The organism is Segeticoccus sp. (assembly GCF_035708005.1).
This window is the reverse complement of sequence record NZ_DASSTI010000190.1, coordinates 1-11399: the sequence shown is the minus strand read 5'-3', so window position 1 is coordinate 11399 and position 11399 is coordinate 1. Positions and strand designations below refer to the sequence as shown.

Here is an 11399-nt window from a genome sequence, read left to right as displayed (position 1 = left end):
TCGAAGAGGCGATGAAGGACGTCGTCGACCCCGAACTGGGTATCAACGTCGTGGACCTGGGTCTGATCTACGGGATCCACGTGGACGACGACAACGTCGTCACCCTGGACATGACGCTGACCTCGGCCGCCTGCCCGCTGACCGACGTGATCGAGGATCAGGCCCGGTACGCCATCTGCGCGGGACCGGGCGGTGGCCTGGCCGACGACATCCGGATCAACTGGGTCTGGCTGCCGCCGTGGGGCCCGGACAAGATCACCGACGAGGGACGCGAGCAGTTGCGGGCCCTCGGCTTCAACGTCTGAGACCTCACCCTTGAGCCGCTCTCGCGGGTGACCGACGGCAAGGCCGTGTCGAGATCCGTCGAGGTCGACCCCGAACGACTGGGCCGCTGGGTCCTCGGCTTCGCCGAGCGGCACGGCGGCCTTGTCGCATGCTCAGACACCGTTGCGGACCCTGTGGCGGAGCGTCGCGGGGCCCCCGGCACCGCGGCGCTGTGCCTGACGGCGGGTGACGGGGCCGTGGCGGAGCTGCGCCCGTTCGACCCGCACGGCACGCCGGAGACCGCCGTCGCCGACCTGGACGGCAACCGCGGTGCCGACCAGCTGATCGACGGCCTCGTGCCCTGGGCGCTCCCACCGGACCCGCTCGGGCTGGTCCTGCTGCGTCGGGGCGGCTTCGCCGTCGGCGTGGCGCACGGCAGCCGGCTGGTGGCGCACAAGACCGGCGGCGGCTACGTGCAGTCGCGCACGGCTGCCGGCGGCTGGTCCCAGCAGCGGTTCGCACGGCGCCGCGCCAACCAGGCGGAAGCGCTGGTGGTCAAGGCGGTCGACCAAGCGGTCCGGGTCGTGCTGCCGGACCGCCCCGCAGCCCTGGTCGTCGGCGGCGACCGGCGGCTGGTGACCGATGCCCTTGCCGAGCAACGACTCTCGCCTTTGGCCACCCTGCCGCGGCGCGAGTTGTTCGACCTGCCGGATCCGCGTCTCGCCGTCCTCGAGAAGGCGCTCCGACGGGGACGCGCCGTCCGCGTCCGGCTGACCGAACCCTGAGCGCGGAGGTCAGGCCGGCAGGGGCTCGCGCTCCTGCTCGCGCAGCGGGGTAGCGGACGCGCCGTGGTCGCTCGCCTGGTCGACGGCCTCGCGGAAGCCGCCGTCGCTGCGCGGTGCGTTGAAGGCGCGCAGGTTGAGGATTCCCTCGCGCTTCGCCACGATCGTCGGGATGAGGGCCTGACCGGCGACATTCGTTGCGGTGCGGCCCATGTCGAGGATCGGGTCGATGGCGAGCAGCAGCCCCACTCCCTCCAGGGGCAGGCCCAGTGTGGACAGCGTGAGGGTCAGCATGACGACGGCACCGGTGACGCCGGCGGTGGCCGCCGAGCCCAGGACCGACACGAACGCGATGAGCACGTAGTCGACGATGCTCAGGTGCACCCCGAAGAACTGCGCCACGAAGATCGCCGACAGGGCGGGGTAGACCGCCGCGCAGCCGTCCATCTTGGTCGTGGCACCGAACGGGACGGCGAACGAGGCGTACTCGCGCGGGACGCCGAGGTTGCGCTCGGCGACCCACTCGGTCACCGGCATGGTGCCCACCGAGGACCGCGAGACGAAGCCGAGCTGGATGGCCGGCCACGCGCCGGAGAAGAACTTCCGCGGCGACAGGCCGTTGGCCCGGGCGATCGTGGGGTAGAGCACGAACAGGACGAGGACCAGGCCGAGGTAGACCGACAGGACGAAGACGCCGAGGGAACCGAGGGCGTCCCAGCCGTACGTCGCGACGGCGCGACCGAGCAGGCCCACGGTGCCGATCGGGGCCAGCCGGATGATCCACCAGAGGACCTTCTGCACGACCTTGAGGGCGGAGCGGCTGAAGTTCAGGAACGGCTCGGCGGACTCCCCGAGCTTCAGCGTGGCGATGCCGACGGCGATCGCCACCACGAGGATTTGCAGCACGTTGAACGAGACAGACACCTCACCGTGGTCCGAGCTGGCCTGCAGGCCAAGGACATTCGTGGGGACGAGCCCGGTGAGGAAGTCCAGCCACGAGCCGGCGTGGTCCGGGCGGGCGGCCTGGCTCCGGCTGACGCTGGTGTGCAGGCCGGGGTTGGTGACCAGGCCGATGACGATGCCGATGGTGACCGAGGCCAGTGCCGTGGCAGCGAACCAGAGCAGCGTGCGCCACGCGAGGCGGGCGGCGTTGGTGACCTGGCGCAGGTTCGCGATCGAGGCGACGATTGCGAGGAACACCAGCGGCGGCACGACGGCGCGCAGCAGGGTGACGAACGAGTCGCCGATGGTGGACAGCGTGGTGGTCAGCCAGTTCGGGTCCGCCTCCGTGCCACCCAGCTGGCGGGCGACGAGGCCGAGGACGACGCCGAGCACCAGACCGATGAGGATCTGGGTGCCGAAGGAGAGGTGGAGCAGCCGGCGCAGCAGGCCGGGCTGGGCGCCGGATTCGTCGGCGCGCGTGGAGGAGGGTGCGGTGGGCATGGGGGATCGCCTTTCAGGCGGACGCGGTGGGGCCGCGTCGACGAGGGGAGGGTGACGGAGGCGGTCAGCGGCGACAGCACGCGCTGGCGTCACGTCGCAGATCGACGTGACGCCGCTTCGTCAGGCCCCAGAGATTCGTCATCGTTGGGGAAAAGTAAACACCGTGTTGGGTATGCCCGGCGAACCGGCCCACGATGTGGATCTCTCGCGCGCGGCGTCTGCGAGCTGCGCTGTCAGCCGCCGAGGTTGGCCGTCGAGAAGGTGTCGCACTGGTTGAGGTCCCCGGTGCGGTAGCCGGTGAGGAACCAGTGCTGCCGCTCCGCGCTCGACCCGTGCGTCCACGTCTCCGGTGTGACCCGCCCCTGCGCCGCACGCTGGATCCGGTCGTCGCCGACCGCCGCGGCAGCGGACAGCGCCGAGTGGATGTCCTGCTGCGTCAACGGTTTGAGCAGCGGGTGGCCCTGCGCATCCTTGGTGCTGGAGGCGTGATCCGCCCACACCCCGGCCAGGCAGTCCGCCATCAGCTCGGTGCGCACGGAGGCGCTCTCGGCGCCCTGGGGATCCTGCTGGGCGCGACCCAGGAGGCCGAGCAGGTCCTGGACGTGGTGTCCGTACTCGTGCGCGACGACATACTCCTGGGCGAGCGCGCCGTTGTCCGCGCCGAAGCGGTCGGTGAGCTCCTGGAAGAAGGACGCGTCGATGTAGACCTTCCCGTCCAGCGGGCAGTAGAGCGGGCCCACCTGGTTGGACGCGGTGCCACACGCGGACTGCGTCGCGCCGGAGTAGAGCACGGTCTTGGCAGGGGTGTAGTCCACGCCGTACTGCGGCAGGGCTCGCGACCAGTAGTCCTGCACGCTGTTCACCGTGCCGATGACGCGGCACTCGACGTCGCGGTTGGCGTCCGCGCCGGTGCGACACCGCGAGAAGTCGTTGGACTGGGCCGGTTGTTGCTGGCCGTTGTCGGCGGGCTGCTGGGCGTTCGCTCCACCTCCGCCGGTGTCCCCGCCCATCAGGGCATAGACCAGGTAGATGAGGAGGGCCACGATCCCGCCTCCACCACCCACGGCGATACCGCCGCGGCGGAAGCCGCCGCCGCCTCCACCGCCCTCGACCTGGGAGGTGTCCAGATTTGCGTCGTCGTTGAAGCTCATCGGCTCGTAGACTATTGCCGATCCCCCTGCCCGGCGTGCTGGCGCGCGCACCACGTGAAGGAGCCCTCGTCATGATCGCCGCGACCGGGATCGAGTTGCGCGCGGGGTCGCGGCTGCTGCTGTCCGAGGCCACCTTCCGGGTCGCCGCCGGTGACCGCATCGGGCTGGTGGGGCGCAACGGGGCGGGCAAGACGACGCTCACGAAGGTCCTCGCCGGCGTCGGTATGCCGGCCGCGGGCACGGTCGCCCGCACCGGCGAGGTCGGCTACCTGCCCCAGGATCCGCGCACGGGTGACCTGCACGTGGTCGCCCGCGACCGCATCCTGTCCGCCCGCAGCCTGGACACGGTGATCCGCGAGCTGCGTGCCGCCGAGGGGGCCATGGCGAGCGCGGACGACGAGACCCGCGAGAAGGCGATGAGCCGGTATGCCCGGCTCGACAGTGAGTTCGTCGCGCGCGGTGGCTACGCGGCCGAGTCGGAGGCGGCCGCGATCGCCTCCAGCCTCGGGTTGCCCGACCGGGTGCTCGAGCAACCCCTCGAGACGCTCAGCGGTGGCCAGCGTCGCCGCGTGGAGCTGGCGCGGATCCTCTTCTCGGGGGCGGAGACCCTGCTGCTGGACGAGCCGACCAACCACCTGGACGCCGACTCCATCGTGTGGCTGCGAGAGCGGCTGCGCGCCTACCAGGGCGGCCTGATCGTCATCAGCCACGACGTGGAACTGCTCGACACGGTGGTGAACAAGGTGTTCCACCTGGACGCGAACCGGTCCGTGCTCGACATCTACAACCTCGGCTGGAAGGCCTATCTCGCCCAACGGGAGACCGACGAGCGGCGGCGTCGGCGCGAGCGGCTCAACGCCGAGAAGAAGGCCGGAGCGCTCATGGCGCAGGCCGACAAGATGCGGGCCAAGGCCACCAAGGCCGTGGCCGCCCAGAACATGGCGCGTCGTGCCGAGCGCCTGCTGGCCGGGGTGGAGGGCGAGCGCGTCAGGGACAAGGTCGCCAGGCTTCGGTTCCCCGCGCCGGCTCCGTGCGGGCGCACTCCGCTGACGGCGGACGGGCTGTCGCGTTCCTACGGCTCGCTGGAGATCTTCACCGACGTGGACCTCGCCATCGACCGTGGCTCCCGGGTCGTCGTCCTCGGGCTCAACGGGGCCGGGAAGACGACGCTGCTGCGGATCCTCGCTGGGATCGACGAGCCGGACACCGGCGAGGTCAAGCGTGGCCACGGGCTGAAGCTGGGCTACTACGCCCAGGAGCATGAGAACCTCGACGTGAGCCGCACGGTGCTGGAGAACATGAAGTCCGCCGCGCCCGAGCTGAACGAGACCGACACCCGCAAGGTGCTCGGCTCCTTCCTGTTCAGCGGGGACGACGTGGACAAGCCGGCCGGGGTGCTCTCCGGCGGGGAGAAGACCCGCCTGTCGCTGGCCCTGCTGGTGGTCTCCTCGGCCAACGTGCTGCTCCTCGATGAGCCGACCAACAACCTCGATCCCGCCTCTCGGGAGGAGATCCTCGGCGCCCTGCGCACCTACGAGGGGGCCGTTGTCCTGGTGAGCCACGACGAGGGCGCGGTGGAGGCGCTGGAGCCGGAGCGGGTGCTGCTGCTGCCGGACGGCGTGGAGGACCACTGGAACAACGACTACCAGGAGCTGGTGGCCCTTGCCTGACAACCTGCCCGGCGACCGGCTGCACCCGTCCCTGCGGGTGGAGCGCAGCGGCGGCGTGCTGACCGTCACGCTTGACGACCCGGCGCACCACAACCCGCAGACGCCGAGCCTGTGGGCCGCCCTCGAGCAGGCCGCCGCCGGCGTGGACGGGGACGTGCGCGTGGTGGTGCTGCGCGGGTCGGGGCCCTCGTTCTCCGCAGGTCTGGACCGGCGGATGTTCTCGCCGGAGGGGGTGCCGGGGGAGCGGTCGCTCCCGGCCCTGGCGGGTGAGGCTCCCGAGGTGATCGAGGCCGAGATCGCGCGGTTCCAGCGGGCCTTCGCCGTGTGGCTCGAGGTGCCGGCCGTCGTCGTGGCGGCGGTCCAGGGGCATGCGATCGGTGCCGGGTTCCAGCTCGCCCTGGCCGCCGACCTGCGGGTGGTCGCCGAGGACGTGGCGTTCGCGATGCGCGAGCCCCACCTGGGACTGGTCCCGGACCTGGGCGGCACCGCCCGACTCGTGCGGTTGGTCGGCTATGCCCGAGCTCTGGAGATCTGCGCGACCGGACGGTCGGTCGGCGTCGCCGAGGCGGTGGCGAGCGGTCTCGCCCAGGCCGCCGTGCCGGGCGAGGAGCTGCAGGCGGCCACCCGCGACCTGTGCGCAGCGATCCTGGAGACACCGGCACCGGTCCTGCGCGAGCTCAAGCCGCTGCTGCAGCAGGCCGCCGAGGGGCCCGAGGAAGTGCAGCGCCGGCGGGAGCGCGAAGCCCAGGCTCGGCTGCTGCGCCACCTGGCCCGCTGAGGCCGAGCGCCGCGAGGGCCACTCCATTGCTCGGCGCGCTGGTCGTCGCGCGGAAGGAACCACGGTCCTGCGCTGTTGTCCCCGCTACGGGACAGACTGGACGCGCCGCGAAGGACCGGAGGACACGGGCATGTCGATGAACGGCTGGCACATGATGCGCTCGCTGAGCCGTGACCAGTCCGTGGCCGAGCGGCGCCTCGCGCCGGACACGGTCCGGCGGGTGATGGGCTACGCCCGGCCCTACCGGCGTCAGATCCTGCTGTTCCTGCTGTTCGTCGTGGCGGCGGCCGCCCTGGGCGTGGCGCCCGCGCTGCTGTTGCAGCGGATCATCGACGACGGCGTGACACCGGGCAAGGTCGGCGTCGTCGTGTGGCTGTCGTTGGTCGTCGCAGGCGTCGCCCTGGTCAACGCGGTCCTGACGATCCTGCAGCGCTGGCTGTCGGCGCGGATCGGTGAGGGACTGATCTACGACCTGCGCACGGAGGTCTTCTCCCACGTCCTGCGCCAGCCGATCGCGTTCTTCACCCGCACCCAGACCGGTGCCCTGGTGAGCCGGCTCAACAACGACGTGATCGGCGCCCAGCAGGCGTTCACCTCGACCTTGTCCGGAGTCGTGAGCAACCTCGTCTCCCTGGTCTTCATCGTGGTGGCGATGATGTCGCGCTCGTGGGAGCTCACGCTCGCGACGCTGGCGTTGCTGCCCTTCTTCCTCGTGCCTGCCCGCTACATGGGACGCCGGCTGGCTGCCCTCTCCTACGACTCGATGAACCTCAACGCCGAGCTCGGCACGCAGATGACCGAGCGGTTCAACGTCGCAGGTGCCCTGCTGGTCAAGCTCTTCGGTCGCCCGGAGACCGAGGACCGGGAGTATGCCCGGCGCGCCGGTGACGTGCGCGACATCGGGGTGCGGATCGCGATGAACCGCAGCGCGTTCCTCGTCGGCCTCACCATGGTGGCCTCGCTCGCCACCGCGCTGGTCTACGGGTTCGGCGGCGTGATGGTGATCCGCAACTCGCTGACCATCGGGGCCTTGCTGGCACTCGCGGCGTTGCTCGCCCAGCTCTACGGCCCGCTCACGGCCCTGTCGAACGTGCGGGTCGACGTGATGACCGCCTTGGTCTCCTTCGAGCGGGTCTTCGAGGTGCTGGACCTGCAGCCGCTGGTGAAGGAGGCCGCGCAGCCCGTGGCCCTCCCGCAGCGCCCGGTGTCCGTGGACTTCGACCACGTCCAGTTCGCCTACCCGGCCGCCGAGGATGTGTCGCTCGCCTCCCTCGAACAGGTCTCCGTCGCCGACCGGCGCGCGGGAGAGGCGATCCTGCACGACGTGTCCTTCCACGTGGAGCCGGGCCAGCTGGTGGCGCTCGTCGGCCCCAGCGGCGCGGGCAAGACCACGATCACCAATCTTGCGGCGCGTCTGTACGACCCGAGCTCGGGCACCGTGCGCCTCGACGGAGTCGACCTGCGGGCGGCCGAGCTGGCGTCGCTGCACGACGTCGTCGGTGTGGTGACACAAGAGGCGCACCTGTTCCACGACACCATCCGCGCCAACCTCGCGTATGCCCGTGATTCGGCCACCGAGCACGAGATGCAGGAGGCGCTCCGCGCGGCCCAGGTGTGGGACCTCGTGCAGCGACTGCCGGAGGGCCTGGACACCGTGGTCGGTGATCGGGGGCACCGCCTGTCCGGCGGCGAGAAGCAGCGCCTGGCGATCGCCCGCCTGCTGCTGAAGGGGCCCGGTGTCATCGTCCTCGACGAGGCGACGGCACACCTGGACAGTGAGTCCGAGGTCGCGGTGCAGCGGGCCCTGGAGACGGCGCTGTCGGGGCGCACCGCGCTGGTGATCGCGCACCGGTTGTCCACGATCCGCGGGGCCGACCTCATCCTGGTCGTCGACGACGGGCGCATCGTGCAGCGCGGCAGCCACCACCAGTTGCTGGCCGACGGCGGCCTCTATGCCGACCTCTACCACACGCAGTTCGCCGACGACAGCGCGGAGCCCGGCCGCGCCGACGCCGTAAGTGCCGAGGACGCCGAACGCTCCCGCGCCGCAGACGGCGACCGTGCCGAGGGCTCGGACGGAGGCGATGGTGTCGGTGCCGGGGCGCTGACGTCGGTGCCAGGACGCTGACCGGGACGCCGTCCGTGCCGGCGCCGAGGGCCCCTCAGAGGCTGCGGGTCATCCCGCCGTCGACGGTGATCACCGAGCCGGTCACGAAGGAGGCGGCGGGCGAGGTGACGAAGGCGGCCACGCGGCCGAACTCCTCGGGCCGTCCGTAGCGCCGCAGCGGGATCTGCGCCTCGAACCGCTCCTTGGCCGCCTCCGGGTCACCCGTGGCGTCGTCGAGCTGCTTCACGCGGTCGGTGTCGATCCGGCCGGGGAGCACCACGTTGACCCGGTCGCCTGCGGGGCCGCACTCGTCGGCCAAGGTCTTGGCGGTCATGGCCAGTCCGGGTCGCAGCCCGTTGGAAATGGCCAGGCCGGCCACCGGGCTCTTCACGGAGGTCGACAGCACGAAGGTCACGGCCTTGCCGTCCTCCGACTCGGTGGCGAGCACCGTGCGGGCGAGACGCAGGGAGCCGAGGAAGACCGACTCGAAGGCGTTCCGCCACTGCTCGTCGCCCACCGTGCGAACCGGCCCCGGCGGGGGACCGCCGACGCTGATGACGGCGCCGTCCACGCGACCGAACCGTTTGAGCGCAGTGGCGACGAGGTCCTCGGCAGTGCGTTCCTCGGCCAGGTCGGCAGCGATGCCGACGGCCGAGTCGTCGCCCAGCTGGGCGGCCGCGGCGTCGACGCGCTCCTGGCTGCGTGAGCACAGGACGACCGTGGCGCCGTCCTCGACGAGCGCCTGAGCGGTCGCGAAGCCGAGGCCGGCGGAGCCGCCGCTGACGATGTAGGTGCGGTCACGTAGTCCCAGGTCCATGGGGCACATCGTTGCACCCGCCCGGGACCTCCTCGGCTCAGGCGTCTTCCTCGTCCCAGATCCAGACCTTCTTCGGCCGCGGCGGCGGTGGGGTGCCGGCCCCTGCCTCGCCGGCGTGCTCGCGCTGCCAGTCCTCGTCCAGCTTCTGTCGGCGCACGCCCACGAAGACGAGGATGAACCCGACGCCGGAGGCCGCCCACCACTGGAAGGCGTAGGCAAGGTGCGGGCCCGTGTCGGTGGTCGGCGCCTCGAGTGCGTCAGGAGCCTTGACCGGCTGTCCGTTGGCGGGGCTCTCGTGCTTCCTGATGACGTATGTGTCGAAGACGTTGCCGTGGATCCGCTGCTGGGCCTGGCCGATGTTGATCGAGGCCAGCTGACCCGCCGGCATCTGGCGACCGAGGTTGGGTTCACCCTCACGGAGCCATCCGGTGACCGTCACTTCACCGGTCGGCGGCGGGGGCACGTGGGGGCGGATCTCGGCAGTCTTGGCGTTGGGCACCCAGCCGCGGTCTACGAGCAGCACGCCGCCCTTGTCCAGCCGGAGGGGCACGATCACCTCGTAGCCGTAGATGCTGTTGTTCGGGCGGTTGCGGATCAGCTGGGTGGACTTCGGGACGTACCGCCCCGTCGCGGTGACGGGCGTCCACTCGACGGCGACCGGCATACGGGTGTCGGGTGTGGCCAGGACGCTGCGGAGGGGGACGGGCTTGGCGTGGTAGTGATCGGTGATGCGGTTGGCGATAGCTTCCTTGTTCTCGTAGCGATGCCACTGCCACCGCCCCAGGAAGATGGCGACGACGCAGAAGACGACTGCCAGCGCCAACGCGCCCAGCCAGCGGCGCGTCATGAACACCCGGAACACCTCTTGACGGTACCCGGCTTAGTCTGGGCTGTATGACGTGGCTACCCCGACCTCTCGTGCGTCCTCCGCAGGACGTGGCCGGGCTGGTCGACACGTTCGGCCGGGTGGGTCGTGACCTCCGGGTCTCGGTGACCGATCGGTGCAACCTGCGGTGCACGTACTGCATGCCGGCGGAAGGTCTGCCGTGGCTGCCGAAGCCCGAGATGCTCACCGACGAGGAGCTGATCCGACTGGTCGGGATCTTCGTCCGGCTGGGCGTCCGTCAGGTCCGGTTGACCGGAGGCGAGCCGCTGCTGCGGCGGTCGCTCGCCGAGGTGGTGTCGGGGATCGCCGCGCTCGAGCCGCGGCCGAAGATCGCCATGACGACCAACGGGGTGGGCCTGGACCGACTCGCCGGTCGGCTCGCCGAGGCGGGGCTGGACCGGGTGAACGTCAGCCTGGACACGGTGGACCCCGAGGAGTTCCGGTCGTTGACCCGGCGGGACCGCTTCGGGGATGTCGAGCGGGGGCTGAAGGCTGCCGAGGCGGCTGGACTGGCGCCGGTCAAGGTCAACGCCGTGGCCATGCGGGGAATCAACGATCACTCGGTCGCTGAACTGCTCCAGTGGTGCCTGGACAGGGGATACGAGCTGCGGTTCATCGAACAGATGCCCCTCGACGCCCAGCACCAGTGGGACCGCGCGGCGATGGTCACGGCCGACGAGATTCGGTCGAGGCTGGGGGAGCGGTACCACCTGACGCCGCTGCCCTCCGAGGAGCGGGGGAGCGCGCCGGCCGAGATGTTCCTCGTGGACGGTGGTCCGGAGAAGGTCGGCATCATCGCGAGCGTGTCGGCGCCGTTCTGCGCGGCCTGTGACCGGGTGCGGCTCACCGCGGACGGGCAGGTCCGCAATTGTCTCTTCGCGCGCGGCGAGGCCGACCTGCGCGGACCCATGCGCGAGGGCGCCACCGATGAGGACCTCATCGACATCATCCGGGCCGAGATGTGGGCGAAGCGGCGCGGCCACGGGATCGGGGAGCCCGACTTCGAGCAGCCGACGCGGCCGATGTCGGCGATCGGCGGCTGACGGCCCGCGGCGTCTCGATGTGGCTCGCTGCTTCTGACGCGCTGCGCCCCGCTGACCTGGCCTGCTTCTCCTGACGTCGTCTCGTTCGGTCGGACGTCGTCCCGTCTGCTGGGACGGGGCTTCGGCTGCTGGGACGGGCCGTGCTCACGGTGTCGTGGCTGTGTCGTCGTGGGGTGGTCAGAAGGGTGGTTCTTCCTCGTTGGGGCTGGCTGGGGGTGTGGTGGCCGGGTCGTGGTGGGGGTTCTGTGGGTCGTGGGGGTGGTGGAGTTCGTGGTAGTCGTGGGGTTCGGTGTGGTAGTGCCGGCCGAGCAGGGTGATCCAGGTGATGGTGCCGTCGGGGTGTTGTCGGGTGTGCCACAGGCGGCGGGTCTTCAGGTTGTGGTGGCGGCGGTGTTTGGCCGAGCCGTTGCTGGTGCTGGTCTTGCCGCCGGCGGCGTGGTCGGTGTCGTGGTCGAAGT

General features: G+C 71.0%; 11 protein-coding genes and 1 pseudogene. 6 read left to right on the top strand and 6 right to left on the bottom strand.

All coding sequences use genetic code 11. From position 1 onward, the window contains the following. Window positions 1-305 (top strand): metal-sulfur cluster assembly factor (locus tag VFL99_RS18025; RefSeq protein WP_325107754.1); only part of this gene is annotated, 305 nt, incomplete at its 5' end. Between the two features lie 27 nt (window positions 306-332). Next, window positions 333-1049, top strand: coding sequence for an acVLRF1 family peptidyl-tRNA hydrolase (locus VFL99_RS18020; protein WP_325107753.1), 717 nt, complete (start codon window positions 333-335; stop codon window positions 1047-1049). A gap of 9 nt (window positions 1050-1058) precedes the next feature. On the opposite strand, the gene VFL99_RS18015 is transcribed toward VFL99_RS18020, so the two are convergent. The 3 genes from VFL99_RS18015 to ypfJ form a co-directional block, all read right to left on the bottom strand. Beyond that, on the bottom strand, window positions 1059-2489 hold the full coding sequence (locus VFL99_RS18015; RefSeq protein WP_325107752.1) for a dicarboxylate/amino acid:cation symporter: 1431 nt from the start codon (window positions 2487-2489) through the stop codon (window positions 1059-1061). A gap of 64 nt (window positions 2490-2553) precedes the next feature. Continuing rightward, entirely contained in the window at window positions 2554-2631 is a 78-nt protein-coding gene (locus VFL99_RS18380; protein ID WP_414713803.1) for a putative leader peptide, read from the bottom strand. A 91-nt stretch (window positions 2632-2722) separates the two neighbouring features. Next, on the bottom strand, window positions 2723-3640 hold the full coding sequence (gene ypfJ, locus VFL99_RS18010) for a KPN_02809 family neutral zinc metallopeptidase (protein ID WP_325107751.1): 918 nt from the start codon (window positions 3638-3640) through the stop codon (window positions 2723-2725). Between the two features lie 71 nt (window positions 3641-3711). Here ypfJ and VFL99_RS18005 point away from each other — a divergent pair, with 71 nt between their 5' ends. The 3 genes from VFL99_RS18005 (at window position 3712) to VFL99_RS17995 (ending at window position 8216) form a co-directional block, all read left to right on the top strand. After that, window positions 3712-5310, top strand: coding sequence for an ABC-F family ATP-binding cassette domain-containing protein (locus VFL99_RS18005; protein ID WP_325107750.1), 1599 nt, complete (start codon window positions 3712-3714; stop codon window positions 5308-5310). After that, window positions 5303-6088, top strand: a complete 786-nt coding sequence (locus VFL99_RS18000) for an enoyl-CoA hydratase/isomerase family protein (protein ID WP_325107748.1) — start codon at window positions 5303-5305, stop codon at window positions 6086-6088. Before VFL99_RS18005 ends, VFL99_RS18000 begins: the two co-directional genes overlap by 8 nt. 130 nt (window positions 6089-6218) lie before the next feature. After that, complete coding sequence (locus tag VFL99_RS17995; RefSeq protein WP_325107747.1) at window positions 6219-8216, top strand: ABC transporter ATP-binding protein; 1998 nt, start codon at window positions 6219-6221, stop codon at window positions 8214-8216. A gap of 34 nt (window positions 8217-8250) precedes the next feature. Here VFL99_RS17995 and VFL99_RS17990 read toward each other — a convergent pair whose 3' ends face one another. Then, window positions 8251-9012, bottom strand: a complete 762-nt coding sequence (locus VFL99_RS17990) for an SDR family oxidoreductase (protein ID WP_325107746.1) — start codon at window positions 9010-9012, stop codon at window positions 8251-8253. Window positions 9013-9049: 37 nt separating this feature from the next. Then, complete coding sequence (locus VFL99_RS17985; RefSeq protein ID WP_325107745.1) at window positions 9050-9874, bottom strand: SURF1 family cytochrome oxidase biogenesis protein; 825 nt, start codon at window positions 9872-9874, stop codon at window positions 9050-9052. A gap of 32 nt (window positions 9875-9906) precedes the next feature. Here VFL99_RS17985 and moaA point away from each other — a divergent pair, with 32 nt between their 5' ends. Next, a complete protein-coding gene (gene moaA / locus VFL99_RS17980) occupies window positions 9907-10941 on the top strand; it encodes a GTP 3',8-cyclase MoaA (RefSeq protein WP_325107744.1) in 1035 nt (344 codons plus the stop codon). Window positions 10942-11118: 177 nt separating this feature from the next. Here moaA and VFL99_RS17975 read toward each other — a convergent pair. Then, window positions 11119-11399: pseudogene (locus VFL99_RS17975) on the bottom strand (hypothetical protein); the annotation flags it as partial.

Coding starts and splice junctions, on each gene's coding strand:
- moaA (WP_325107744.1), top strand. CDS start 9,907: ATGACGTGGCTACCCCGACCTCTCGTGCGTCCTCCGCAGGACGTGGCC.
- VFL99_RS18380 (WP_414713803.1), bottom strand. CDS start 2,631: ATGACGAATCTCTGGGGCCTGACGAAGCGGCGTCACGTCGATCTGCGA.
- VFL99_RS17990 (WP_325107746.1), bottom strand. CDS start 9,012: ATGGACCTGGGACTACGTGACCGCACCTACATCGTCAGCGGCGGCTCC.
- VFL99_RS18015 (WP_325107752.1), bottom strand. CDS start 2,489: ATGCCCACCGCACCCTCCTCCACGCGCGCCGACGAATCCGGCGCCCAG.
- VFL99_RS17995 (WP_325107747.1), top strand. CDS start 6,219: ATGTCGATGAACGGCTGGCACATGATGCGCTCGCTGAGCCGTGACCAG.
- ypfJ (WP_325107751.1), bottom strand. CDS start 3,640: ATGAGCTTCAACGACGACGCAAATCTGGACACCTCCCAGGTCGAGGGC.
- VFL99_RS18005 (WP_325107750.1), top strand. CDS start 3,712: ATGATCGCCGCGACCGGGATCGAGTTGCGCGCGGGGTCGCGGCTGCTG.